This window comes from Nitrospirota bacterium (assembly GCA_040754395.1).
In the GTDB taxonomy this organism is placed as follows: Bacteria; Nitrospirota; Thermodesulfovibrionia; order Thermodesulfovibrionales; family SM23-35; genus JBFMCL01.
Genome location: JBFMCL010000003.1, coordinates 1 through 26,772, shown reverse-complemented (window position 1 = coordinate 26,772; position 26,772 = coordinate 1). Strand labels below are relative to the sequence as shown.

Annotated in this window: 23 protein-coding genes; 3 read left to right on the top strand and 20 right to left on the bottom strand. The window is 49.9% G+C overall.

The window, feature by feature from the left end; translation table 11 throughout:
• Positions 1-5 precede the first annotated feature (5 nt).
• The 5 genes from AB1552_02270 to AB1552_02250 form a co-directional block, all read right to left on the bottom strand.
• Positions 6-1,520, bottom strand: a complete 1,515-nt coding sequence (locus tag AB1552_02270; GenBank protein MEW6052600.1) for an SLC13 family permease — start codon at positions 1,518-1,520, stop codon at positions 6-8.
• A 63-nt stretch (positions 1,521-1,583) separates the two neighbouring features.
• Positions 1,584-2,108, bottom strand: coding sequence for a CBS domain-containing protein (locus AB1552_02265; protein ID MEW6052599.1), 525 nt, complete (start codon positions 2,106-2,108; stop codon positions 1,584-1,586).
• 87 nt (positions 2,109-2,195) lie between these two features.
• Positions 2,196-3,719, bottom strand: a complete 1,524-nt coding sequence (locus AB1552_02260) for a DASS family sodium-coupled anion symporter (protein ID MEW6052598.1) — start codon at positions 3,717-3,719, stop codon at positions 2,196-2,198.
• 58 nt (positions 3,720-3,777) lie between these two features.
• Entirely contained in the window at positions 3,778-4,296 is a 519-nt protein-coding gene (locus AB1552_02255; GenBank protein MEW6052597.1) for a CBS domain-containing protein, read from the bottom strand.
• Positions 4,297-4,344: 48 nt separating this feature from the next.
• Positions 4,345-5,085, bottom strand: coding sequence for a GntR family transcriptional regulator (locus AB1552_02250; GenBank protein MEW6052596.1), 741 nt, complete (start codon positions 5,083-5,085; stop codon positions 4,345-4,347).
• A gap of 410 nt (positions 5,086-5,495) precedes the next feature.
• Between AB1552_02250 and AB1552_02245 the strand changes: the two genes are divergently transcribed.
• Positions 5,496-8,018 carry a PEP/pyruvate-binding domain-containing protein gene (locus AB1552_02245; protein ID MEW6052595.1) on the top strand — a complete coding sequence of 841 codons (2,523 nt, stop codon included), beginning with the start codon at positions 5,496-5,498 and terminating at the stop codon, positions 8,016-8,018.
• Here AB1552_02245 and AB1552_02240 read toward each other — a convergent pair.
• Both AB1552_02240 and AB1552_02235 read right to left on the bottom strand, forming a co-directional pair.
• Positions 8,015-8,428: a response regulator gene (locus AB1552_02240; GenBank protein ID MEW6052594.1), complete on the bottom strand. Its 414-nt coding sequence runs from the start codon at positions 8,426-8,428 to the stop codon at positions 8,015-8,017. The genes AB1552_02245 and AB1552_02240 overlap by 4 nt on opposite strands.
• Before the next feature lie 67 nt (positions 8,429-8,495).
• Positions 8,496-10,715 carry an ATP-binding protein gene (locus AB1552_02235; protein ID MEW6052593.1) on the bottom strand — a complete coding sequence of 740 codons (2,220 nt, stop codon included), beginning with the start codon at positions 10,713-10,715 and terminating at the stop codon, positions 8,496-8,498.
• 413 nt (positions 10,716-11,128) lie between these two features.
• On the opposite strand from AB1552_02235, the gene AB1552_02230 reads away from it, so the two are divergent.
• The gene (locus tag AB1552_02230) at positions 11,129-13,027 is read left to right on the top strand and encodes a PAS domain S-box protein (protein ID MEW6052592.1); all 1,899 of its coding nucleotides are present in this window, start codon (positions 11,129-11,131) and stop codon (positions 13,025-13,027) included.
• A 28-nt stretch (positions 13,028-13,055) separates the two neighbouring features.
• Here the strand turns inward: AB1552_02230 and AB1552_02225 are convergent, their stop codons facing one another.
• The 7 genes from AB1552_02225 to AB1552_02195 form a co-directional block, all read right to left on the bottom strand.
• Positions 13,056-14,579, bottom strand: a complete 1,524-nt coding sequence (locus AB1552_02225) for a sigma 54-interacting transcriptional regulator (GenBank protein MEW6052591.1) — start codon at positions 14,577-14,579, stop codon at positions 13,056-13,058.
• Positions 14,580-17,006 carry an FAD-dependent oxidoreductase gene (locus AB1552_02220; protein MEW6052590.1) on the bottom strand — a complete coding sequence of 809 codons (2,427 nt, stop codon included), beginning with the start codon at positions 17,004-17,006 and terminating at the stop codon, positions 14,580-14,582.
• The gene (locus AB1552_02215) at positions 16,996-18,657 is read right to left on the bottom strand and encodes a glutamate synthase-related protein (GenBank protein MEW6052589.1); all 1,662 of its coding nucleotides are present in this window, start codon (positions 18,655-18,657) and stop codon (positions 16,996-16,998) included. The genes AB1552_02220 and AB1552_02215 overlap by 11 nt, the downstream gene beginning before the upstream one ends.
• A complete protein-coding gene (locus tag AB1552_02210) occupies positions 18,636-19,745 on the bottom strand; it encodes a glutamate synthase (protein MEW6052588.1) in 1,110 nt (369 codons plus the stop codon). Before AB1552_02210 ends, AB1552_02215 begins: the two co-directional genes overlap by 22 nt.
• A gap of 271 nt (positions 19,746-20,016) precedes the next feature.
• The gene (locus tag AB1552_02205) at positions 20,017-20,778 is read right to left on the bottom strand and encodes a 4Fe-4S binding protein (protein MEW6052587.1); all 762 of its coding nucleotides are present in this window, start codon (positions 20,776-20,778) and stop codon (positions 20,017-20,019) included.
• Positions 20,779-20,933: 155 nt separating this feature from the next.
• Positions 20,934-21,386, bottom strand: a complete 453-nt coding sequence (locus AB1552_02200; protein ID MEW6052586.1) for a hypothetical protein — start codon at positions 21,384-21,386, stop codon at positions 20,934-20,936.
• A 90-nt stretch (positions 21,387-21,476) separates the two neighbouring features.
• Positions 21,477-22,151, bottom strand: a complete 675-nt coding sequence (locus AB1552_02195; GenBank protein ID MEW6052585.1) for a Crp/Fnr family transcriptional regulator — start codon at positions 22,149-22,151, stop codon at positions 21,477-21,479.
• Between the two features lie 92 nt (positions 22,152-22,243).
• On the opposite strand from AB1552_02195, the gene AB1552_02190 reads away from it, so the two are divergent.
• Positions 22,244-23,434, top strand: coding sequence for an LUD domain-containing protein (locus AB1552_02190; GenBank protein MEW6052584.1), 1,191 nt, complete (start codon positions 22,244-22,246; stop codon positions 23,432-23,434).
• A 141-nt stretch (positions 23,435-23,575) separates the two neighbouring features.
• Here the strand turns inward: AB1552_02190 and AB1552_02185 are convergent, their stop codons facing one another.
• The 6 genes from AB1552_02185 to AB1552_02160 form a co-directional block, all read right to left on the bottom strand.
• Complete coding sequence (locus AB1552_02185; protein ID MEW6052583.1) at positions 23,576-24,832, bottom strand: DEAD/DEAH box helicase; 1,257 nt, start codon at positions 24,830-24,832, stop codon at positions 23,576-23,578.
• 36 nt (positions 24,833-24,868) lie between these two features.
• Positions 24,869-25,099 carry a KH domain-containing protein gene (locus tag AB1552_02180; GenBank protein MEW6052582.1) on the bottom strand — a complete coding sequence of 77 codons (231 nt, stop codon included), beginning with the start codon at positions 25,097-25,099 and terminating at the stop codon, positions 24,869-24,871.
• Between the two features lie 60 nt (positions 25,100-25,159).
• Positions 25,160-25,354: a 30S ribosomal protein S21 gene (rpsU, locus tag AB1552_02175; protein MEW6052581.1), complete on the bottom strand. Its 195-nt coding sequence runs from the start codon at positions 25,352-25,354 to the stop codon at positions 25,160-25,162.
• A gap of 1 nt (position 25,355) precedes the next feature.
• A complete protein-coding gene (locus AB1552_02170; GenBank protein MEW6052580.1) occupies positions 25,356-25,667 on the bottom strand; it encodes an RNA-binding protein in 312 nt (103 codons plus the stop codon).
• A gap of 188 nt (positions 25,668-25,855) precedes the next feature.
• Positions 25,856-26,224 carry a hypothetical protein gene (locus tag AB1552_02165; protein ID MEW6052579.1) on the bottom strand — a complete coding sequence of 123 codons (369 nt, stop codon included), beginning with the start codon at positions 26,222-26,224 and terminating at the stop codon, positions 25,856-25,858.
• Between the two features lie 60 nt (positions 26,225-26,284).
• Positions 26,285-26,485 carry a cold shock domain-containing protein gene (locus tag AB1552_02160; GenBank protein MEW6052578.1) on the bottom strand — a complete coding sequence of 67 codons (201 nt, stop codon included), beginning with the start codon at positions 26,483-26,485 and terminating at the stop codon, positions 26,285-26,287.
• Positions 26,486-26,772: the final 287 nt, after the last annotated feature.

Below are 26,772 nucleotides of genomic sequence, written 5' to 3'. Positions count from 1 at the left end.
TTATATTAAAACCCCCCCAACAATGGCAAACCAGGATACGCTGTTAATGGCCAGTAGATTGAGGCGCCGAGCGTTATTCCAATGATACAAAGAATCGCCCAGGGGATCGCAACCTTGATAAAGTCGATCTGGCTGAAATAGCCTGTGCTGTATGCAATGATTGTCGGAGGACAGCCGATTATGAGCATGATAAAGGATGTGGTGATCGGCGCGGAAAATGCGATCGCCGGTTCAGGAATCCCCAGTGATGCCGCCATCGGAATGGTTATCGGAAGGATGAGAGCAGTTGCCGCTGAATTGCTCATGACGCTGGACATGACTGAACCGAGCAATCCTGCGCCGGCAAAGACTACGACCCAGCTCTTGCCCTCAAGCAGAGGGAGGACTTGCAGCGCAAGCCATTTGCCTGCGCCGGTGTCGAGCATCGCAACTCCCATGGACACCCCCGCGCCGAATACTATCCATGACTCCCATGGGAACGTTGAGATAACTTTCTTGAAACTGACCAGCCGAAAGCCAAAGATCAGCCCGAGGACACCTGCCGCCACAACACTGTAATGGACCTTTGTGATGTCTGTGAGACTCCAGAGGACAAAAGCGAGAGAGAAAAATCCGATGACGCCTTTTTCCTGTGAGCTCATGGGAGGAAGTTTCTCCACGAGGGATGCAGGCAGTTCTTTTTCTTTCGGGCGGAAGACGAGAAAGCAGACAAGCCAGGAAATGATTGCAGGGATAATAACGAGCGGCAAACATCTGAGGGCATAATCCACAAACCCAACTTCGGTGCCGGTGATCGACTTCAGCACCTCGACCATGATCGGGTTTCTGCCCCCTCCAAGGAGGGTGCCGAACCCTCCCGCAGATGCTGCAAGGGGGATCATGATAATAAAGAATTTGGACAGGTTCGTGCTCTTTTGCGGGGTGATTCCCATGGTGGCGAACACGGGCAGGAAACTGAACAAAAGAATGATTGTTATGGTAGCGTCATGGAATATTGATGAGAGGAATGCCGCAGAAATCGCCAGGATGAAGCTGAGTTTTTTCACATTCGTTCCTGCAGCTCTTACAATTATATTGAGCAGCCTCTTCGCAACGCCGGCCTCGTTGAGGACAACCCCGAACATCATGATCATGAGAACAAACATGACCGCGGGGCTCGCAAAAGGCTGCCAGGCGTTTGCCGGTTTCTGGATATTGAAGAGGATAAGCCCGCCGCCTGCCAGAAGCGCTGTTGTTCCGATAGGGAGCGCTTCAGAAACCCATAGTATTATAATTGTTGTTAGGAGCGCCAAAAATTTGTGGCCTTCCGGAGAAAGTCCCTCTGGCGCCGGGACCACAAAGTAGAAGATGAGCCCGGCTCCCAGGGCGAGGAGGATGCCGATGGCAATGGATCTGACGGATTTTTTCGGCTCTTCCGCCGGCCCGTGTTCGTCGATCTCGGGAGCGGGAGCAACCTTGATCTCCTCCGGCGGTGGCGGCAGCCCCTCTCCGGGTCTGGTTTCTTTTGGCTTCTCTGCCATGGCGTTATCCTCCTTTCACGGAATTCAATAATTTTGCTCACGCATCAAAATGCGCGGATTTGATCAGGTGCCGATAACAATATTCGAAACCTCTTCAAAGACCTCCTGCATTCTGAGCACACCGACAAGCTTCTTTTTGTTCTCCAGAACGGGAAGAATGATGAGGTTGTGATGGAGCATCAGAAACGCCGCCTTTGTGACCGGATCATCCGGCAATACAAAGGCTTTGACCGGAACCATCACTTCATTGACCGGCTTTTCCACGAGTTCCTTTGATTCAGCGTTGAAGAGGTCAGCGAGCATGGCTGAGAGAGACTCCTCGTCGATGTCAGACAGCCGGTCCCGTACGTCAGGCCGTACAAATGTGGGCTCCAGCCCCCTCAGGATGTCCCGCGGGGACAGGGTTCCTATAAGGTTATATTTCTCTTCGAAGACCAAGATTGCCTGTGGATAAAGGCACTTTTTCTCGGCCTCAGCCTTTGACTTTTTCAGTATCCCGATAGCCTGTTTGATAGTGAACCAGTAGGGGACATGCGGGAACTCGAAAACATCAATCATCACTTCCTTCGCTGTTTTCTTAGCAGGCATAATCCCTCCTTTTTGAACAGTCCCTGCATATCGCAGGGACTGTACTGTATAGTGATGACAATTTTTTTATGGTCTTTTCCTTTCTCATTATCTGATTCCAAGGAACGGCAACGTGGGGAATCCGGTCAATGGCCAGTAGATACCCGCGCCGATCGTGACGGCGAGAAGACAGAGGATTGCCCAGGGGACTGCAACCTTGATAAAGTCAACCTGGCTGAAGTACCCTGTGCTGTATGCAATAATTGTAGGGGGGCACCCGATGACGAGCATGATGAAGGATGTTGAAATAGGCGCTGAAAGGGCGACCGCAGCCTCGGGAATACCCAGACTGGACGCCATAGGTATGGTTATCGGCAGGATGAGGGCTGTTGCCGCCGAGTTGCTCATGAAACTCGACATCACTGAACCTAAAAGCCCTGAACCGAAGAAGACGACGACCCAGCTCTGTCCTTCAAGCATTGGAAGGACCTGAACGGCCAGCCACTTGCCTGCGCCTGTGTCGAGCATTGCCATACCCATTGATACGCCTGCTCCGAAGACGATCCACGATTCCCAGGGGAACTTCGATACGACTGCCTTGAAGCTGACCAGCCTGAAGCTGAATATCAGGAAGAGAACGCCCGCTGCTACAACACTGTAGTGAACTTTTGTTATGTCCGTCAGACTCCAGAGGACGAATGCCAGAGAAAAAAAGCCGATGACCCCCTTTTCCTGTAAACTCATGGGAGGAAGTTTTTCAGTAGCGATGCTTGCGGGAAGCTCCTTTTCCTTTGGACGGAAAACGAGATAGCAGACTAACCACGTTACGATAGCAGAGATCAGAACAAGGGGGAAGTTTCTCAGGGCAAACTCCATGAAGCCCATCTCATAACCGGTTGTTTTTTTGAGCGCCTCGACCATGACCGGGTTCCTTCCTCCTCCGAGGAGTGTGCCGAACCCTCCTGCGGATGCGGCAAGCGGGATAAGGATCATGAAGAATTTGCTCAGGTTGTTGCTCTTCTGCGGGGTTATTCCCATGGCCGCAAAAACCGGTAATATGGCGAACATTAGGATAATGGTTATCGTAGCGTCGTGGAATATGGAAGAAAGGAAGGCCCCTGCAATAGCGATAACAAGGCTCAGTTTTTTCACATTGGTTCCTGCGGCCCTGATAATCAGACTGAGCAGTCTTTTCGCAACGCCTGCCTCATTCAGGATGACCCCGAACATCATGATCATCAGGACGAACATGACCGCAGGGCTCGCAAACGGGTTCCATGCGGCAGCGGGTTTCTGGATGTTAAAAAGGATGAGGCTGCCGCCGGCAATGAGTGCGGTTACTCCTATGGAGACTGCTTCAGAGACCCACAGGATGACAACTGCTACCAGCAGCGCCAGAAATTTGTGCCCCGCCGGGGACAGTCCCTCGGGCGTGGGCAGTAATGCAATAAGCAGGCCGATTCCAAAGGCGAGGGACATGCCGATAATTATCGATTTTGTAGATTTTTTTGGTTCTTCCTCCGGCCCATGTTCGTCGATCTGGGAAACGACCCCGATATCCTCCGGCGGAGGAGGCAGCCCCCCGGCATGTTGTCTTTCCTTCACATCTCTTTCCTTTGGGTTGTCTTTCATGGTCGTTCTCCTTTTTTAAATGTGTATAATTCCTTAATATGCTTAAGGTGTGCCCCCCCTACAGAATTGCGTGTGAGATTTCCTTGTACACATCGAACATCCTCGCGATGCCAACCAGTTTCTTCCTGTCTTCCAGGACAGGGAGGATCGAGGTATTGTGATTGATCATCAGGAACGCTGCCTTCGCGACCGAGTCATCAGGCGCAACAAAGGTCTTGGCTGGCGTCATGATCTCGTTTGTCTGACGCTCAGCCTGCTTTTTTGCCTCTTCGTCGAACATGCTCGCTTCATAGGCCGCGAGGGACTGCTCTATATCTGCCCCCGCATACTCGGTCAGCAATCCCGGTTTGATCAGCTTCGGCTCGAGGCCTTTCAGGATATCCTTTAATGTAACGGTGCCCATGAGATTATATTTTTCATCGAATACCAGCACCGCAAGCGGATGGTAGCATTTGTCGGACTCAATAAAGGCCTTCTTGATTATTCCCATTGCCTGGCGTACGGTAAACCAGTAAGGGATATGGGGATAATCAAAGACGTCTATCATAATGTCTTTTACTGTCTTGGTATGGTGCATGACTCCTCCTTTTTCATCTCTTTTTTCATATATCCTGATAACCTGCAGTCATACAGGGTTCCTTTCGACTTCTATATAGAAACGGAATCTGTCGGAACGCTTGACAGTCCGCGTATACTTCACCAGAATTTCGTTCGAATATAACTGCTGGGTAAACAGCAGTGCTGCCGATCCTTCAGGCAAATTCAGGAGTACCCCTTCGTCCTTTGTCACATTGGTAGTTTCTATGTAACTTTTTGCCTTCGTGATCTTAATGCCGCATCTGGATTCAAGGAGTTCGAAGACAGAATTTTTTTCGACATCCGCATCAAGGAGCGCCGGGCATAAATGGTAGGGAATATATGTCTCTTTTAAAAGCACAGGGTCAGTGTCAACCGACCGCAGCCTTTTTATATAGATGACGTGCTTGTCCTCTGGAATGTCCAGATTGATGTCCAGGTCATCGGTCGGCATTATCATGGTGCGGACGAGCAGACGGGTGGAAAAATTCAGCCCTTCCTCAAGCATGAGCTCTTTGAAGGTTGTCAGGATGGTCAGCCCGGTTGATATGACCTTTTTGCAGACAAACGTTCCTTTTCCCTGCTGGCGGGTGAGCAGGCCTTTCTTCACGAGTTCCAGCACCGCAGTCCTGACGGTTGACCTGCTGACGTGATAGGTCTTGCAGAGCTCTTCCTCTGTGGGGATTTGTGCGCCAACAGGCCAGTCCCCCGATTGAATCTTGTTTCTCATAATCTCCACAAGTTGTATGTAAAGCTTCTGCGGGTGTTCCCTTTGCACTAACTCATCCACTTGACATGTCCTCACAATGTCATAATGTATTCATCATAACAAAGTATGAAGTTAGGAAATAAGTTATATCATTTAAAAAAGTTTGTCAAATAATAAATAATGATATCATAATAAAAAATAATTATTCATTGTTACATTATTGATTTTAAAATAATTTATTATTACAATTTATATGGATATCAGAAGAAAAAACAGCATAGCAGCATCCGCTGCTTTGATTTGCATGGATGCGTTTTTCCCCTTGCGGAAGGAGCAACGAAAAAGCGCACTCTCAGGCAATGAAGAGTGCGGAACCTGTTTCAGATGTAATTGCCTGGTTCATGGTAAAATAATTCAACAAAGTTAGGGATAATGGTAAAATCATGAAAATTTTTTCTGACATAGCCAAAAAATTTCGCAGGAAAATGGAAATGAACCAGGAAGAGGAAACCCACAAGCAGTTATTTCAGGACAAATATGCCGGCTTTCAGAAGCTCCTCTGGGCAAACAACAGGGTCCTTGAACTTATGGCTGATATGGAAGAGAAAATGTCCGGTGAATTCCTGTTCGACAGAAGTTTCATTGAGAAGAATGTGCGCGCGCTGTCTGCTGAGGTGAAGGAGATTATTGACCGGATGAATGAGATTTCGCACAACAGGTATCATGCGCTGAATGAGAGGTTCGAGAGTATCAATGCCGAACTGGAAAATCTTCTGACCCGGAAGAGAGAGATTCCCGAAAGCAGCTATATCATTCCCTTTCAAGAGATCGGAAAAGAAATGGTAGACAGGCTCGGGGGGAAAAATGCCAATCTCGGAGAAGTGAAAAACCATGTCGGGCTCATGACGCCGGATGGCTTTGCGGTGAGTGCCTTTGCGTTCAAGCGGTTTATGGAACATAATGGCTTCATGCAGAAGATAAACGATATGCTGTCCGGGATATCAGTGAATTCTGTTGAGGAATTGAACAGGGGCAGCAGGGAAATCCAGGATATGGTTGCAGGCGGAGAAATTCCCGACGACCTGAAAGATGATATACAGAAAGCGGTCGGGAATCTAAGGTCGGGAGCAACGACACGGGAACTGAGAGTCTCTGTCCGGAGCAGTGCGCTTCAGGAAGACGGGGAATTCAGTTTTGCGGGACAGTATTCGACGTTTCTGAACGTGCATCATGAGGAAATTCTCCAGAAATACAGAGAGGTTATTGCGAGCCTGTTCACTGAACGGGCAATCTTTTACTTCAAGACAAAAGGGTTTCAGGACTATGACATGGTGATGTGTGTCGGGATAATGGAAATGGTCAATGCAAAGGCGGGAGGCGTGCTGTACACGCGGGACCCCAACAAGGATGCTGATGATATTCTTGTCAATGCGGTGCACGGGCTCGGCGTATGCGTGGTGGATGGCACGATAACACCCGAAACATATCTTGTATCGAGGCAGCCGGTCCTCGAGATATCCTCCAGACATGTACCGCGGCAGGAGAAGATGTTCTATTGCAGACTCGACGGGGGGCTTGAAGAAATCCCTGTCACGCATGATGCTGCAACAGTACAGCCCTGCCTTACCGATGCGCAGGTGCTGACCCTCGCGGAATATGCCCTCGCGATCGAAAATCATTATCAGTGCCCCCAGGATATCGAGTGGGCATTAAGTGAAAACGATAAGCTCTTTATTCTTCAGACAAGGCCCCTGAGAGTAATGAAAAAAGAAACAGCGAAACCGATTCCCACCCATGTGCCGGGATACAGCATCCTGATCGACAGGGGCATCATCGCGTGCAAGGGGATCGGGTACGGCAGGGTGCATTTAGTCAGAACGGATGATGACCTGAATGATTTTCCTGATAACGCGGTGCTTGTCGCGAGGCACACTTCTCCGAAGTATGTCACGGTAATGAATAAGGCAAGTGCCATCATCACCGATTTTGGCGGGACAACCGGCCATATGGCGTCACTGGCAAGGGAGTTCCAGGTTCCCGCGATTTTTGATACCGAAGTCGGCATGAAAACACTGCAGCAAGGTCAGGAAATAACGGTGGATGCCTTCAACTGCTCTGTGTACGAGGGAAAGGTGGACGAACTGATAGAACTGTCCGGAAAGAGAGAGGAGCCTTTTAAGGATACCATGATCTTCAAGACACTGAAGAATGCTTTGAAATGGGTTGTCCCCCTGAATCTGTACGACCCTGCCGCAGACACCTTCAGGCCTGAATATTGTTCCACATTCCATGACATTACCCGATTCTGCCACGAGATGTCCATGTATGAGATGTTCATGATATCCGAGTCAGCTACGGATGAAATAGGAGAAACCAAAAAGCTGAGATCCGGGATCCCCCTTGTCATTTATGTAATTGATATAGGCGGCGGATTGACGCCAGGCTCTCCCAAGATTCTGAATCCGTCACATGTGGTGTCAGTCCCATTGAACGCATTCTTTAAGGGACTTGCAGCCATGAAATGGCCTCAGGGGAGTCCGTCAGTGGATGCAAAGGGTTTCCTGGGCATGATGGCGCATACGGCAACCATTCCCGAGGAGGAATTGCGAAAGACCGGGCAAAAAAGCTATTCCTTTATTTCTCAGGAGTACATGAATTTCACCCTGAGGCTCGGATATCATCTGTCGACAGTTGAGGCCTATTCCGGCAAAGACGCAAACAACAACTATATCCGTTTCTTTTTCAAGGGAGGCGGGGCCGCTCTTGAGAGGAGACTGCGCAGGGTAAGGCTGATTACCGAGATACTGAAAAGCATGGATTTCAACATTAAGGTGAAAGAAGATGTTGTGGACGCCTCTGTCGCCCGTTACAGGCAGGATATGATCGAAAAAAAGCTGGAAGTGATGGGAAGACTGACAGTGTATACAAAACAGCTCGATATGGTCATGTTCAACGACAGCATAACCGACTTCTATATAGAAGACTTCATAAAGCAGTATGTCTTAAAGGATTAGCCCTGCAACCTCGCCTTCAGTTCTTTATTCTCTCTCTGAAGTTTGCACCATTTCAGGGCCTTTTCAAGAGTGAAGAGAATCTGCTCTTTGCGGAACGGTTTGGTGATAAAATCAAATGCACCCTTATGCATCGCTTCCTCTGCAGACTCAATAGTGCCGAACGCCGTGATAATGATGACCGGGATGTCCTCATTCGCATCCTTGATTGCCTTGAGGAGTCCGAGACCGTCGAGACCGGGCATCTTCAGGTCTGCGATCACTATGTCAAACGTGCCACGCTTTGACAACTCAAGGGCTTCCAGAGGATTGTTCGTTGTCACCACCTCATGCGGGGTCTTTTCGGTAATGATGATTTTCAGAAGCTTCAGCATATCGGGTTCATCATCGACTATGAGTATCTTTTCCGGCATTTTTCCTCCACTTTTATGAGACGTTACTTATATAGTTTAGAGCAAATGAAAGAAACTGTCTACACTGCTACGGCTTGCCGACCGGCAAGGTGATAATAAAGGTCGTTCCGGGTGTCTCAGCCTCATGCAGGGTTTTTGTCTTGAATGTGATTGCCCCGCCGTATTTTGTGATAATTCCGTATGAGACCGAAAGACCGAGCCCTGTGCCTTCCCCGACCTTTTTCGTGGTGAACAGCGGGTCGAATATTCTTGATCTGTGCTCTTTTTCAATGCCGTGCCCGGTATCGGAAAACTGCATTTCCACATAATCGTCGTGTGAGGAAGTCTGAACGGTCAATGTTCCCCCGTCCTTCATGGCCTGTATGGCGTTGTTGATGAGATTCAGAAACACCTGCTCCAGTTCCCCGGCATCCGCTTTTACCTTGGACAGATCTTTCTGCAGTTTCTGTTTCAGGGATATCTTGTTCATGAACAGGGTGTTTTTCACCACCGCAAGGATAGTCTCGATGCTGCTGTTCACATCAATGAGCTCTTCCTTGTGTTCCGTATAGCGCGCAAACCTCAGCAGGTTCTCGACAACCTTCTTTGCGTTCAATGCCTGTTTTTCGACTGTTTTCAGATACTCGTATGCCTGGGAACCAGGACTGTTTTTCTCAAGGAGGAGATCGGTGAATCCGAGGATGATTCCGAGGGGATTATTGATTTCGTGTGCTACGCCCGCGGCCAGAGTACCCATGGATGCCAGCTTTTCCACGCTGTACCTCTGCTCCTCTTTCTCTTTCTCCTTAATGGCGGTAATATCCCTCGAGATGCCAAGCACCGCATAGATGTTCCCTGTCTCGTCCCAGAGTCTTCTCAGCTTTGTGTTGAACCAGTACTGGTTTTCTCCGATGATCGCCAGTTGTGTCACCTGCCGGCTTTCCTTTGTCTCGAAAACCTTCTGGATCATCAACAACAGCACTTCCGAGCTGGGCCACAGGAATATTTCGGAAATGTTGTGCCCGATGATCTCGTCCTCGGTTCTGTTGAAGAACCTGACGCCGTAATTATTCATCGACAGGACCTTTCCGTCATAATCGGCGGTAAAAATAATGTCCTCTGCATTTTCGACGAGAGACTTGTAACGTTGCTCCGATCTCTTCAATTCTATGGTTTTCCTGGTGACCTCCAGCTCCAGCATGTTCGACCAGCTCAGGATCATGAAGTTGATTATCAGACCGCCAATCACGATAATTGCAATGACGAGCGCCTGGATGACGAACTGCTGCACATGGATGGACTGTATCGCGCCCTCGATCTCGCTGACCGGCGCGACCACCGCAACAGACCACAGACGTTTCTGATATTCATCGGCGAGCGTGATGGGGGAAAAGGCGATCATCTTCTTTATCTCGCCTTCGATGCCACGGTGCCAGCCAGAGATATACCAGCTCGTTCCCTCCTCGCCCCTCAGCATGTTCTTCTTCTGTATCTCGTTTATCTTATCGAACGAGATTGTCGGTTTTTTGCCTTTCCTCACCTCAAAGGCATTCTCCCCGATGAACTCCTGCTCTATGTGATAGAGAAAAACGCCGTTTTCATCAAGAACCCACGCATATCCGGTTTTCCCTGAGCGTATTTCCTTAATGATATCTCTTATCAGGCGGTTCGCATCGACTACAAACATCAGGACGCCGGAAAAATTATTTGTCTGTTCCGGCTGATTTTGGCCTGCGGAAATCTGCCAGACCGGCACGACCATTTTCATGATGAGCTTATTCTCTTTCCCGTCAGGCGAACGGACAACATCGGTGAGGAAAATTTTGCCCCTGTTCTCTTTCTGCTGACCCCAGTCCAGATATCGCATATCCTCATTGCTCAATGAGTGCGTCTGGCGTCGGTTCCCGTCCGACACAACAAACACCGAATGTGTTTTTATGTCGAGGAGTCTTATCTCAAGCACCCCGTTTTCTCTGACACTTGAAAAGGCGATGTCCAGCCTGTACCACGGCTTTTCCGCATATTGCACGGTGGGAGAGAGGCTGAGCAGCCGCAGTTCCCTTTTCAGTGCGTCTATGCTGCTCCGGATCTGGGATGCGGCATGCTGGGCGAGGACATGCTGCTGCTGATTGAAGTCTTCCGTGACTACCTCTCTCACTTTTTTTGCGGACATCCATCCGAGAATAAGGACAATGCTCGAAAGCAGGAGTATCGCCAGAACCACGACGAATTTGAAATAACGGATATTGAAAGGGTGGTATTTCTCAATAAGAGAGATGAAAATATTTTTCAGGTTTGCGACTGGCATCCTTCCCCTTTTCTGATATTTGCCGTTCCATTTGTACAATATCAGATTATTTTCGAAAAGTTAAGAGGTGGTCTCCACGTGCAACCATAATCCTGAAAATTTTTATTCACGTATCCGGACAGAGATTCACCGGATATCCCCCGGAAAGAGCAGGCATTGCGTGGAGCGCAGAGAAAAGGCGATCTTGCCTGCTTATAAGAGCTTGCGGGCATCTTGCAGGTGCGCGCGATAGCCGCGTATTCAGCGATTGAGATACTTATCGCCAGATATCAGAATATGTAATATAATATAGACTGAAGTATGGAAATAGTAATCTTTCTTTGCTTTTCGACCTTTTCATGTATCCTGATTGCAGGTTATCCGGTGCAGCTAAAGAGGGAAGGGCACGTATGCCGCGGGGGAGAATAAAGACTTTGAAAAGCAGAAGCAAAAAACAGAAATGCTGGGAAGTTTTTCACTGCAATCAGACTACCTGTCCTGCGTTTATGTCTAAGGAAGGACTCAGATGCTGGCTTGTTGCGGGAACTCACTGCCGTGACGAGATTCAGGGAAAATTCCTTGAGAAGATGGAGATGTGCCTGTGCTGCAGTATTTTCAGGGATAATATGGATACTGCCTCGATGGAGAGAACAATGAAGGTCGTTGCCGAGCAGTTCAGTGAATTCAGGAACGCAATCGAGGCAAGAGATACGGAACTCGAACGCATGAGCATAGAACTCGCAATCGGGATGTCCGAGGTTTTTGAAGCGCTGAGAAAGATATCTTCGGGAGACCCGGATGTCAGGATACCCGAAGATTCGACCATTGAACTGATCAGCAAACTCAAGCACGAGGTGAATCTGACGGCAAAGGAAATCGGGGAGATCGTGAATCAGTTCCATGACATCGCCATAGTCCTTGCCGAGCATTTTGATGTCCTGCACAGGGTTTCACAGGGGATTCTCAGCGCCAGGGTATACGGGGAATCAAACATAGAACTGCTGGAGTCTCTCAAGAACGTGACGAACGAGATGATCGAAAGCACAGCGCGCGAGATTCATGAGCGCCGGCGCGCGGAAGCAGATCTCCAAAAGGCACGGGACGAACTCGAGGCCCGGGTCAACAAACGGACTGCGGAATTGACAATAGCAAACGAAAGGCTTCAGCAGGAAATCGCCGAGCGGAACAGGATAGAAGAAGCGCTGAGAAAATCGGAGCAGAAGTACCGGACTGTTTTCGAAAATACGGGGAATCCGACATTGCTGATCGAGGTTGATAATACCATCTCCATGATAAACACGGAATTCGAGCAGCACTCAGGGTATTCCAGAGAAGAGATAGAGGGCAAGAAACAATGGACTGATTTCTTCAGGGGCGATGATCTGGATAAGCTGAAAGAGTATCACTCTGCGAGACGAATCGATCCGAATGCCGCGCCCTCCCATTATGAAGCCCACTTTATGGATAAACGGGGAAATGTCCGGGACGTTCTCCTGAGCATTTCCATGATTCCCGGGTCGCGCAAGAGTGTGGTGTCCATTCTCGACGTGACCGAGAAAAAGAAGCTTGAAGAAAGGATATCCCAGGCTGACAAATTGTCATCGATTGGGACACTCGCCGCAGGGGTGGCACATGAGATCAATAATCCTCTTGCGATAATACTCGGCTTCTCGGATTTGTTATTGGAAAAGGTTCCCCCCGGTTCCGAATTCCAGGATATGCTGGAAACAATACAGAAGCAGGGGAATAATGCCAAGAGAATCGTGGAGAACCTGCTGAGCTTTGTACGGTTCAAGGAACATAGGGAAGAGGCAGTTGATATCAACAAAAATCTGGGACTTGTGCTTGCCCTCGAGGGCAACACTTTTTTATTGAATAATATTTCTGTGCAGACAGACCTCTCCGAGCATTTGCCGCAGGTCAGGGGAGATCCCGGCGAATTGCAGCAGGTTTTCGTAAATATTATCAACAATGCAGTTGCTGCCATGCAGGGGAGCGGCGTGCTTACCATAAGTACAAAAGTATCTGATAATGGGCAGAACGTTGAGATAAGGATATCGGATACAGGAAGCGGCATTGAAAGAGAACACAGGAAAAAGATATTCGACCCGCTGTTTAGCACGAAAAAAGTGGGTGAGGGCACCGGGCTTGGCCTCACAGTTTCCTATGCGATGATAAAGAAACAGGGAGGGTGGATAACATTTGAAACGAAGACGAAGGATGAGTCCGAGCAGACAGGAACCACATTCATTATTACTCTCCCGGCAATGCAAAGTGAACAAAAAAAGATATCAGCGGCAGATGACCGGACGGACCTGACAACTACGGACTAATGACCGGGCAACACAGCGGCTGCATGACCTATGCTTCTTTCGAATAGGACGACAAACCGTACTTCTTCATCTTGTAGCCTATCTGCCTCGGTGTTAGGCCTATTAGCCTTGCTGCCTTGGCCTGTACCCAGCCGGTCTTCTCAAGCGCATCGATGATGCTGGTTTTCTCGATGTCTGCAATCCCTGCCTGGAGGGATTCATTCTGCAGGAACCCTTCAGGTGCAGGAAGCTTGAGGTTGATGGGAAGGTCTGCGGGTTTAATCAGGTTCCTTCCTGCCATGACAACGAGCCTTTCCATCGTATTTTCGAGTTCTCTGACATTGCCGGGCCAGCTGTAGTCCGCAAGGATTCTGAGCGCCTCCGGGGACAGCGAGATTTCCCGGTTATTTTCCTCATTGAACCGTCTGAGGAAAAATTCGACCAGCAGCGGGATGTCTTCTTTTCGGTCCCTGAGCGCCGGCATGAATATCGGCACCACATTCAGCCGGTAGAAAAGGTCCTCCCTGAATTTCCCCTTCAGTACGAGCTCCTCGATATTCCTGCTTGTTGCCGCAATCAGCCTGACATCGACTTTAATGGTTTTTTCTCCGCCCACATGTTCGAACTCCCTTTCCTGGAGAACACGCAGTATCTTGGGCTGAAGGTTAAGCGGAAGGTCGCCAACCTCATCCAGGAGCAGAGTGCCTCCGTGGGCGAGTTCAAATCTCCCTTTCCTTGAGGTTATTGCGCCGGTGAAGGCGCCTTTTTCATGTCCGAAAAGCTCCGACTCAAGAAGCCCCTCGGGGATGGAAGCGCAGTTGAATTTCACAAAAGAGCTTTTTGCCCTCGGGCTCATATAATGGATTGCCTTCGCAATCAGTTCTTTTCCCGTTCCGCTTTCTCCGTACAGAATGACCGTTGCCCTGGAATCTGACACGCGGTGTACCGCCTCAAACACCTCCTGCATCCTGTCCGAAGTGCCGATGATGTTCGGAAGGCTGTATTTCCCCCTGAGCTGCAGTTTGAGATTTTCTCTTTCCTGTTCCGATTCCCTGTAGTGTTTCCAGAGAATCACATACTGCGCAATAATCGATGCGATGATTTCGAGTACCCTGATATCTTCGTCGATCGTGATAGCCTTATCCCTGAAAATCCTGTCAGCGCTCATCACCCCGATCGACTCCCCTTTAAAGGAAATCGGCACACAAAGGAATGAAATCCCGCTTTTCTTGATTCTCGATCCGGTCTTGTTGAGGAAGAGGGGTTCTTCCCCGACATTCGGAATGACAACAGGAGCGCCTTTTTCCATGACCCTTCCCACAATGCCTTCTCCAATCTTGTATTTCCCTTTTTCTATCTGCTCTTTTGTCAAACCCTGAGCTGCAACGATTTTCAGTTCCCTTGTGTGCTGGTCGAGGAGGAAGACAGAGCCTCTCTCCATCTCGAGGAAATCGCCAAGCACACGCATTGTCTTCAAAAGGTTCTTCTCGAGTTCAAAAGAAGAACTCAATACCTTGCTGACTTCAAGGAGAGCTGACAGTATCCGGTTCTCTCTCGCGAGTGACTGTGCCATCTATATATTCTCCGTCATTTCCCATACGCCGCACGGGCATATGCCGGCGCAGAAACCGCAGCCGATGCAGAGATCATCATCCACGACATATTCATATGAGCCGTCATCATGTGCGACCCTGCTGATTGCGCCCCAGTAGCATGTAGACTCACACATGTGGCAGTCGCGGCATGTGGCGCATGACATGCACTTGTTGGCCTCCTGTTCCGGTGTGAAGTCGCCCCTGCAGACGTCATAGTATTCCGTGCGGATACGCTCGTAAGGGATTACCTGTTTGGTTTCAGGCCAGCGGGCCGCATGCATGAGCTGGTAATGAATAGTGTCAGCGGCAATTCTTCCCTGGCCGATTGCATGCGTTACCAGTCCCAGTCTCGTGGCGTCACCGACAGCGAATACCTTTACGTCGGATGTCTGTCCGATGTCGTTTACCGTGATCCATCCGCGTTCCGTATGAATGGAAGGGGGCAGGAAATCCAGTATCGGCACATCGCCTACCGACATGATGACAAGATCTGCATCGAGTGCGCTGCCGTCTTTGAAAAACAGTTTCTTTGCTTCATGGTCATATCTGTCCGTGAATTTCGGCCAGATGATCCGGGTGCCCTTGGCAACCGCGGTTTCCATTTCCTGCCCGAATGCCGCAGGTTTCTGGATATCGGCTGCGATGACGGATTCTGCCCCGCAGTTATATGCCTGGGAGGCAACATCCATTCCGACATTTCCCGCACCGATAATCACGACCTTTTTCCCGGTCAGTGCCGGCAGGTCCCCGATATTGATCCCCCTGAGAAAGTCATAGGCGGCAACGATATGCTCGGAGCCCGGGAAGGGAAAAATTCTCGGTTTATGGGCGCCGCATGCTACCACCACGATTTCATGTGTGTTGTAAATCTCCTCGAATCTTTTCTGGCTGATCATGGCATTGAGATGGACAGACACCCCGATCTCCCGAAATCTTGACAATTCCTTTTCGAGCACTTCATGGGGCAGGCGCTCTCTCGGGATGCAGAGTTCGAGCTTGCCGCCCAGTTTATCCGTTGCTTCATACAGATCGACCGCATGACCGCGCAACCCGAGTTGCCACGCAACGCTCAATCCTGCAGGGCCTCCCCCGATTACCGCGATTGTGTGTCCGGTAGATTCGGCCTTTGCCGGAGCAGGGAGATCAAGGGCCAGCCTGCCGAGCCTGTCTATGCCGAGAGGCGTGTCGATCTGCCCCCTGGTGCAGCTCTGCATGCAGAGATTCGGGCATATCTGTCCGCAGACAGTCGCCGGAAGCGGACTGTACTGCAGAACGAGGGCCAGCGCCTCGTGGAACTTGCCCTGTCTCATGAGTGTCGCCCGTTTATGCGATGGTATGTGCGTCGGGCAATTGTAGGCACAGGGCGGTGAATACTTTTCGTTCGCCCACACCGGCCTGTTTCTTCTGTCCTTGCCGGTGGTGATGTACGGCAGCAAGGTCATCTCGTGGTTCATGTACGGCCCGAATATGCCGCCCTGACCAACTTCTTTTTCCCATTGATTTGTTCTGAAATCCGATGTCGAAATTTTGAACCAGCGCCGTGCCCTTTTTTCCTGGGGCGTGTATGCGATCAGTTTTTTCCAGTCGTCAGATGACCGTGTAAGCTGATCGTAATACGACATCCTGTCGATCGCTTCGAGATACGGCTTCATGTGTTCCTTCAGCCATTCCCAGTCCTGGGGGGTGAGTTCGACGAGTTTCACATCTCTTTCACTGTATTCCCGTATCGGTCCCCTGAAGTATATTGTTCCTCCCACCATACCGACGCAGGGGCGGTAGCCGAGGATATTGCCGGGGTTCCTGGGCTCAACACCGCAGACGACCGCGATGCCTCCTGCCTTGAATTCGGCAAACGAGTCCCCGACATTCCTGAAATACCACGACTGGGGGGGATCGAATCTCGGATTATGCTTGGTCATGGTGTCGCACCGTGCGCCGCCGCTCCCCTGGACATAGAGGATTCCCTGCGCCGCGGCATTGAAGGCCCCGTTGGTGACATCTCCAAGGACAGTGATTTTTGCCCCGCAGTTGATCCAGCCTGCATCGTCAGATATGCTGCCTCTGACAATGATTTCCGTGCCGGGCATTCCCATGCTTCCGAGCCTCTGCCCGACAGGGCCGTCAATCGTTATCCTTACTGTTTCCCCGCGTGGCCAGATCCTCCCCCCGATGCCGTGCTGACCGTCAGCTACGATATGGAGTTCACGTGCACCGTCCTGAACCGCCTGCTGAATCTGTTCTTCGAGTATTCTTGACGGGACGCGTTTCCCCCTTGCCATCCCTTGAATTGTGAAAATAGTGGTGTGGGTGGCGGGCACGGAAGAAACCTCCCCTTTCATCCCCTTCCCGGAAAAGGGTGGGGCAGGGTGGCTGTTTTTTGTCTTGCTGTTTTTCTTAGCACGCATAGGTTATTTCCAATCTGTCTGCCATCGCCCTGTCATCTATGCTGAGGCCGTCAGACATGCCGATGGGCAATTCTGTGCTCCTTCCCATCGGCGCAAATATTTTCTTCAGTTCCACATCGGCTGCCTTGAACACTTCGACGACCCGCTCGGCGACTTTGTCCGAATCAAGCCTTCGGTAGAGTTTCGGGTCCTGTGTGGTGATGCCCCTCGGGCATTTGCCCGTATTGCACAGATTGCACCGGTTGAATTCATCACCAAAACAGTTGGCTGCCGCCTGCATGATGTATTTGCCGATAGAGACGACCGAAGCGCCGAGCATGATGAGCGCGGCCGCATTAGCTGCGAGATTTCCCTTTTTTGCGACGCCACCGGCTGCGATAAGGGGGAGCTCGTTCTGTTTGCCCTGCTTCACGAGGTCGAGATAGCATTCCCTGATATTCGAAGCGATGGGGTGTCCCATCTTGTCGATAGACACATTGTACGCAGCGCCAGTCCCGCCGTCCTCGCCGTCGATCGAAAGAGCGGCAGCATATGGGTTCCGTGCAAGGTTGTTCAGAACAGCCCGTGCGGTTTTTGTCCCTGAAATCTTCGGGTATACCGGCACCCTGAACCCCCATGCCATTGACATCGACTGAATCATTTTCGCGACCGCCTCTTCGATCGAGTATTTCGTCTGGTGCGTCGGAGGCGATGCGAGATCCACGAACTGGGGGACGCCGCGGATGCTGGCGATAAGCTTCAGCACCTTCTGCGCCATGAGCAGTCCGCCGTCACCGGGCTTTGCACCCTGGCCATATTTGATTTCTATCGCAGCAGGGTCTTCGACCATATGAGGAATGGCGTGGATGATCTCATCCCAGCCGAAGTATCCCGATGCGATCTGGATAATGAAATATTTCAGATATTTTGATTTCAGCAGTCGTGGTGGCACGCCTCCTTCTCCTGTGGCCATTACTACCGGGAGCCCCTCGACTTCATTCAGGTAGGTAATCCCCATTGCCAGACCTTCCCACATCGGCGGGGACAACGCGCCGACTGACATGCTGCCAATCATTATGGGGAATATTTCCCTCACAGGAGGGACGAATTTGCCGCTGGAACTGTCTACCACAAGCCTTCCGTTGCTCCTCTTAAGCGGCAGTTCCTCTGCCGGCAATATCCTTCCGAGCAAAGTCCTGACCCGGAACTCATGCCTTCCTGCATCGAGCGCCGGGTCCGTCAGCATCGATATCCTCGTGAACTTGAGCCTGTCAAGGGTTGAGACGGACGGGTCGTTTCTTCTTCCCCCCCTCTTGTATCCCTCACCGCCCCTGTTCTTGAAATGCAGAAACTTGTTCTGCGGGTTCAGTTCGGCTTCTATCGCATCGTTTGGACAGACAAGTGTGCAGGTGCCGCACCCGGTGCAATGCCTTTCCATGTCTGTCACCTGTTCGACTACCTGGAGTATTTTTCTCTCTGCAACGGGAGCCGGAACAGGTCCTTCAGACCTGACGGTTCTCTGCACCTTCACAGCGGGTTCAATCGCCTTCACCGGACAAGCCGCGGTGCACTTCCCGCATCTTTTACACCTGTCGTCTCTCCATCGGATGATATACGGCATCTCTCTCAGCGAGAGCTGATAATTATGGTCTAGTTTGCCAGCTGGTTCCATACCATTACCTCCTCTGCCTGAGGCTTCACGATCACCATGTCATGTTTCATGGGGAAGATGTCCTTTGCCTTGTTTCTTTTCGGAATGGCGCTGTCTATCCCGCATTCTTCGGACATCAATGCATATTTGCCCTTCACCCCGCCGACGATACCTGGCCTGAGCTTCTTTGCATCATGTACCATGAAACACGTTCCGTCAGGAGTAAATCCGATTACGACATTCGGTCCGTCGATGCACAGGGGTCTCAGCGACTGTTTGATAAGTCGTAATGCGTCCCTGTCACGCCTGGCATCGATGTCGGCATCCTTCAGGGGGGTGATTACATCTTTATAGTAGGAAAGGGGAAAGCCCAGCTGCCTGACGGTGAAATGAAGGATATGCGTGAAAACCTCGCTGTCGCTGTTGTATCCCATATATCCGTTGATACCTCTGCTCATCAGGAATTCCCTGATCGGCACAAAGGCGGTATTTTCCCCATTGGTCATTGAGCAGTAGCCCTGGATAAAAAAGGGATGGCAGGCGTAAAGATATATTGCGTAGTTGGTATTCTGCCTCCCCTGGGCAAAAATGACTTTCGCTTTCAGGTCGTCCTTATCGAGGCCGAAAAACTCTCCCACCTGAAGCGGGTCGCCGACTTCCTTCAGGGTGAGGACGTCAGGATAGAATGAAAAGACGAATATCGACTCATCGGGCTCACCGATCTTCCTGAGAGCAAGACGCATATTCATGAGAAGGTCTTCACGGTCTTTCAGGGGTTTGTGTTTAAAGGAGGCAGGGTAATCGTATACCCGTGCGAAGTAGTGATCCCTCGGAGTTATCCCCTTTAACGGCTTGATTTTCGGCGCCCATATCTCCTTCAGCTTGAATCCGGCCTTGTCCATGTAATCGTCCAGTGTCTTTGCCCCTTTTTTCGAGCAGATTCCCGAAAGAATCGGATATCCTTTCAGTTTTTCGAACTCGCCCCCGAGATCTTTCAGGGTCAGGCCGAGACCGGAGCCGTCATGGCCTTCCTTCATGGTCTCAAGGGCAATGATGTTTTCCATCGGTGAGAAATAACTGCTGGATGTTATTGCTGCCAGTCTGCACATGGTTTTAACCTCAAGAATGAAATGAACGGCAAACGGTTACCGTATGTTTATACGGTAAAGTATTGCGACAATATTGTCAAGTAAAAAACAATTTTGTAGCTAATAAGGAATTATTATGCGATGGCGTGCCTGAGGGAATTTCCCACAAATGCAGAGAAGCACAGAAGAATACCTGTATCCCTTGCCTTTCCCTCTCCCCCTTGAGGGAGAGGGCGGGATCCGTCCCTCCTGACAGTCTGCGACTCATGAGGAGGTGCCGGATTTTCCCGGGCTACGCTGCGATCTGCCCCTGGATCCCGATCTTTGTTTTCCTGACCGGAATGTCTTTCCCGGAATCCCGCGCCGCATCTTCAACCAGCCTCACAAGACCTTTGCAGCATGGAACTTCCATGTAGACAACTGTTACTGACCTGATGTCGTTTTCTTTCAGAATCGCAGCCAGTTTTTCCCTGTATGCTTCCGCATTATCCAGTTTCGGGCAGCCAACTGCCAGGGAGTGTCCCTTAATGAAGTCATTGTGGAACCCGGCATATGCATACGCGCAGCAGTCGGCCGCAACGAGCAGGTCCGATCCCCGGAAATATGACGCCTTCAGGGGCAAAAGGCTGATCTGTACCGGCCAGTTCCTGAGTTGAGGTGGTGGCGATGCCTGACCGGGGGATCCGGAAGAAGTTTTGCCTATCTGTAATGTCCTGGACATGCTCCCCGGGCAGCCGCAGGGAAGAGGATCATGCGCTTTCCCCTCATGCTTCTTCTGTGCTTCCTCCATCCTCCAGACCGCTTCTTCCCCTTTTGTTTTCAGTAAATGCTCCTTTGTTGCCGCAATATCGAAAGGTTTGGATTCCTTTTCCTCTATGACCAGTGCGCCAGTCGGACATTCTCCGATACAGTCGCCGAACCCGTCGCAGTAGTCCTCATTTACCAGCTTCGCCTTGCCGCCCACGATCTGCAGCGCGCCCTCAGAGCATGCGCTTACACAGTTCCCGCAGCCGTCACAGAGTTCCTCGTTGATGGTGATTATCTTTCTTTTCATGGTCGTTCGTCCTCCCTCGTAGTTCTTGCTCTTAGAGTATCGCAGGCGTGCCTGTATGTCCTTGACTTAAGTCAAGGGATCCCGGCTGGAGGACGCTGCAAAAATGCGGACGGAATAAAAACAGTCAGGCGAATACATTGTCCATTTTTATGGCATCAGTTGCGGGAAGCCGGAAAAATCACGGAATCGCTTTTATCCTGATGCATGATCTTCACCGTTACCTCCCATCCCGCTCCCCTGCCCAGCCTGAGCCCCGTTATGCGGTAAAGGCCACCTCCTTCATCACGGATTCCGGCTTGCCGGGTGGTCCCTGTTTCCGGATTCCGCGCGACGACTGAAAGGTCGGCGCCTGCAACGTCACGGTCTGCGCTGTCGTGTATCACGAGATACATCCAGTCTTCCGGCGCAGTGAGTTTATCATCCGGCATGAGCAGTTCGACCCCAAAGTGCTTATTCTCTGTGATAAGGAAGCGACTCTCTGCAAAATGTTTCGTAAACCCGTCTATTTTTTTGTTTTCGATCTGCAGACGCGACAGGATATCCTCTGAAGCGCATCCTCCAACCATGAGCATCAGAACGACAAGAGCTGCAATTCTTGATATCATCATACTCTCCTTTTATGCATGTTATGCTGCCTCTGGTACATACTGCCCTGCCTGGTCCGCAAAAAATGTGTTCAACGGAGCGGCGCCCATTCTCTATGAATATTCCGACAGCATCCTCAGTTGTTCGGGATCGGATAGAATTATCGTATTGCCCTTCTCGACGATCAGCTTTTTCTGCTTCAGAAATGCCAGTGTCCGGGAAAGCGTTTCCGGGATTGTGCCGAGAAGCGAGGAGATTTCCTTTTTGGAATTCCTGAGACGACAGACAGGAATGCCTTCTTCAAGGGTGCTGTTTTCGAGCAGATATCCTGCAAGTCTCGACTTGATATCCTTCAGGGAAAGCTCTTCGATCTTTGCCACAAACTGCCGCAGTCTCCGAGAATACCCGCTCATCATCTTCAGTGCAAGTTCCGGGTGATTTCTTATCAGATCCAGAAATCCTTCCCGTGAAATGCGCACCAACACGCTTTCTTCCATGGTTATGCAGGAAGCGGGATACACCATCGCATCAAATATGGCGGCCTCTGCAACGAGATCCCCCGGCCCGTGAATATGCAGGGTATATTCCTTTCCGTCGGGGGAAAGCTTGTAAATCTTCACCTTTCCCGAGGCGATGATAAAGAAAGCGGTTGCCTCGATGCCTTCGCTGAATATCTGGGTGCCTTTGCCGACTTTTTTCAGGGAGGCTGAGGCAAGGAGCAGGCTGAGCTCTTCTTCGGTAAAGGAATTAAAGAGAAATGTATTTGTCAGGAATTGCCGTATTTCCATGTCTTTCCTTAATTGTATATGATTTGGGGCAAACCCGGAAGCAGGACCCGGGAAGAGTTTGAATTTTCGGCCGAAAAGAGTCACAATACCATATGCATTTCGATGAAATCGCAGCGCTGCGAAAGGCGTTCGTGTCTGTTAAGGACAGGCAGAAACGGAATGTCCCTCCTGATTTTGATGAAAAAATACAAAAGCTCCGTACTGTCCGGCATGCCTCCGTTGGAGACAGCGACCTTCTCAGGCGAGCAATACAGAAGATAGAAAAGAATAATATCGAAGTATATACCGCGAAGGAAAAAGACGAAGCACTGAGGTTCATACTCGAAAAAATCGGCACCGAAAAGCTTGTCGTGAAATCGAAATCAAACGTGACTAAGGAGATCGGCCTCACGTCTGTATTGCGGTCGCACGGGGTTGAAGCGATAGAGACGGATATCGGCGACCGGATATTGCAGGTGCTGCAGGGCAAGCCTTCTCACCCCACTGGTCCGGTAGCGCATCTTTCCGCAAAGAAGATCGCCGAGGGGCTTTCAAAGTTCTACGGAAGGGAGATATGCGGGGACCCCGAAGAAATCGTGAGTTTTATGCGGGATGAGATCTCGGGATATATCGAAAAATCCCGTATCGGCATCACCGGGGCCAATGCCATTACTGCCGAGGAAGGATCGATCGTGATAGCCCACAATGAGGGAAACATATTCGAGGTGATGCGCAGGAAGCGGCATATCGTGGTGACGGCAATCGACAAAATTTACCCGACCGTGGAAGACGCACTGAACATGCTGAAGGTGATCTGCTTTAATGCCACCGGTGTGCTGATCCCGTCGTTTGTCGAGATTATCAGCGGAGTCAGCAAGACGGCTGATGTTGAGAAAAAATTCTTCAGGGGTGTCCATTCGCCGAAGGAAATAACGCTTGTCCTTCTCGACAACAGGAGAACCGACATGATCGGACAGGGGTTCAGGGAATTGCTCTACTGCATCGACTGCGGGAACTGCCTGCTGCACTGTCCCATGTACAACACCATCGGCAACGAGTTCGCCGAAGACAAATACCTCGGCGGAAAAGGGCTGGCATATAAAAGCATCTCGGAAGACGAGGTGAACAGAAAGCTCGAATTCTGCCTGACCTGCGGAAAATGCAAAAAGCACTGCCCGCTTTCGATCGATATCCCGGCAGCGATCAGAAGCATCAGGAGCGACAGCATTCCACGCGAGGCATATTATTTCCTCAAATCGCACCTCCTCTGGCTGTACTGGAATATCAGGATACAATTGAAATAACCGTACCCCGCGGGCTTGCCATGAACGGAAAAGCAGTATGTTCAGCGACCGGATATGCGGGTATTCAGTCGATATCTGCATGCAGATAAGATAGAGGCAGTCCTGGGAACGATAACCTGTTCCAACGTGTGATGGCAATTTCTACTCGTCAGTTTCTGCTCTTCCGCCCTTCTTTGCCGGCAAACCCTTTGGCAGTGAAGCATAGGGATTATTGGAACTGAATGGTTTCGTATTATTTTGTTTGCCTTTATATTGCATTTCAGGCAATGCTGTTTTCTTCTTATAATCGAATCCTTTTATTATGCGACGCTCAACCTTTTCACCGAGAACGCGCTCGATGCTGCGCACGATATACTCATCCTCATGGGTAATGAAGGTAAAGGCATCCCCGGTCTTTTCAGCTCGGCCAGTACGGCCTATGCGGTGAGTGTATGCATCAACGGTATCTGGCATGTCGTAATTAATGACGTGGGATATGCGTGTAACATCGATACCGCGTGCAGCAATATCTGTCGCAACAAGAACCTTATATGATCCGTTACGAAACCCGTCGAGCGCCGCCTGACGCCTGTTCTGAGACAGGTTCCCCTGCAGCGATGCGGCCCGGTAACCTTTCTTTGCAAGAAGTTGTCCCACACGCTTGGCCCGATGCTTGGTACGTGTAAACACCAAAACTGACTCGGTATCTGTGCGGTACAAGAGTTCAAGGAGGAGTGTGGTCTTGAGGTGCTGATCAACGGGGTAGAGCGCATGTGTTACTGTATTTACCGGTGCGGAGGGATTTATCTGCACCGTTATCGGATGACTCAGGACTTCCCTGACCAAATGTCTGATATCATCCGGCATGGTCGCAGAAAACAGTAGAGTCTGGCGTTTCGCCGGCACTTGCTTGATAATTTTCCTGATATCGGGCAGAAATCCCATATCAAACATGCGGTCAGCTTCATCCAAAACGAGTACTTTCAGATGTGACAGGCTTATCACTCCGCGATCCATATGATCGAGCAGACGCCCGGGGCAGGCAACAATAATCTCAACGCTACTTCGCAGCTTCCTTATCTGCTGGTTCATGTCCACGCCACCGTAAATGCTTACGCTCCGGAGATGGGTCTGTTTTCCCAGAATGCCGATTGCTTCGTGAATCTGTTCGGCAAGCTCACGGGTAGGCGCGAGGATGAGGGCTTGAATGCCTCTGCGACTTCCATGCATCAGGCGATGTAGCATTGGCAGTACGAATGCGGCGGTCTTGCCGGTGCCGGTCTGTGCCAGGCCGATGACGTCACGACCCTCCATGACCGGAGGGATTGCCTGCAGCTGAATCGGTGTGGGGGACATAAAACCCGCCGACATTATACCGGCTGCCACTTCCGGGTAAAAATTAAAAGTGTGAAATTTCATAAATTCTCTAAATCCTTTTTTAAGTAGTATGCTGTTTTAATCCAGTATTTCCAGTACACAACGCTTTTTAAGTTTGGCACCTGCAGCGCTCAGTATTGTTCTGATTGCTCGCGCTGTATTGCCCTGCTTTCCGACAATCTTACCTATGTCACTTGAAGCCACACGCAATTCAAAGAGAGCGGTTTTTTCTCCGACTATCTCGGTTACCACAACATCTTCCGGTCTGTCTACCAGAGACCTCGCAATGAGTTCAACCAGTGTTTTCATCTCAACCTCCATAAACATTGGGGATGCTTTATCAAGCCTGATTGTTGTAAAGAGTTCTTGTTACACATGTTTCTTATATCTCAGAGCCTTCATCCTCCGCTTTTTTGCATCTCGCTGTTTGCGTTTTGCCTTTTCAGAGGGTTTCTCATGTGCTTTTCTTCGTTTTATTTCCCGAAAAAGCCCTTCTTTTTGCAATTTACGCTTAAGGACTTTCAGCGCGCCTTCGACATTATTCTCACTGACCTTTATCTCCAAACTATCTCCAGCCTCTCCCTGCACCACCACCATAGCCACTACTTCTCTTATTGAAATCCTGCCGTTTCTGTTGAGGTCTCGCTTCAGCAACAGTAAGTGATTTCCCCTTGAAATTTTTTCCGTTAAGGGTTGCCATCGCCTTCTTTGCATCTTCTTCATTGACCATCTCAATGAAACCAAATCCTTTGGAGCGGTCTGTGAATTGGTCCTTCATTATTTTTAATGATTCAATCTCACCATATTCTGAAAACAGTTCCCTTAAATCGTCTTCAGTTGCGTTGTAGGGAATATTTCCCACATACATTTTTCTCATTTTTAATCTCCTTTTTCGTGTAAAAAACCTGTGATCCTGTCAGACTTCCTGGATGCCTTGGCAAAGTGTGCCCATTTGGAGGGCGTCGCTGGCTACATTGAAATAAATGCGTTCAAAACCCATCAGGGAGGTGATACGGCATGTGAGATGCCGTTATCTCAAAATACCGTATGACTGAAGGACAGTGCTTATGTGTATTGTATGGCAACTTCATACGCAATATCCGAGTGGTTGGAGGAGGAATCAGTGCCTCTGCAGCTAAGAACCCCTTTCGCATCTTCTCTCCGGTTTCTGATCATCGCGGTTATTACCTGAGTAAGATCAAACCCGCCGTCAACACAGTCTTTTCTTAAGCAGTTTATCACGAAAAAAGCATAACTGCTGGGAGAGAAATGAAAGGTCCGGTGAATCGACTTCGTCCCCTTCTGATTGTAGGTCATATTCATGTCGATGCGCGAAACCTCAGGGAAGTTTACCGCTATGGAGCCTGCTTCACGTTTTTGCTGCATCAACTCCTGCTTTTTCTCCATCATCGTTGCATGCCTGTTATTATTCATGTTCCTTATTCATTTCAAAGGAAAGGGCTCCCTTTTCATGAGGGAGCCTCTCCCCCTTTTTTAGCGTTTCACTACATTAATTGCCTTGGGACCTTTGGGGCCCTTTTCAGTATCAAAACTGACCAAGTCACCCTCAGCAAGGCTTTTGAAGCCGCTGCCTTGGATAGATGTATGGTGGACAAAAAATTCAGTATTGTCTTCCGCAGTGATGAAGCCAAACCCCTTACTGTCATTGAACCATTTCACAGTTCCTTGTGTCATTGTGGTTACCTCCTTATCCATGAACTAAAATCTCAGAAGAACTCAATAAAAAAGGCCACAAAGCTAAAAGTCTTTGAGGCCTTTTTTGAACGCAAAAACTTCTAAAATCTTGTCTATACAGTAGCATGTGCTTGCAGGTTAGTCAAGGTAATTCGAAGCTGCGAATTGCATCACAAAAAATGTTACCGAAGTAAAGACTAGGGAGACATCGTTGACTCATAATGCATGTTACCGAAAAAACATGCATAGAAAGGGACTGCATTATGAGTTCAAACGCCAAAAGGGAA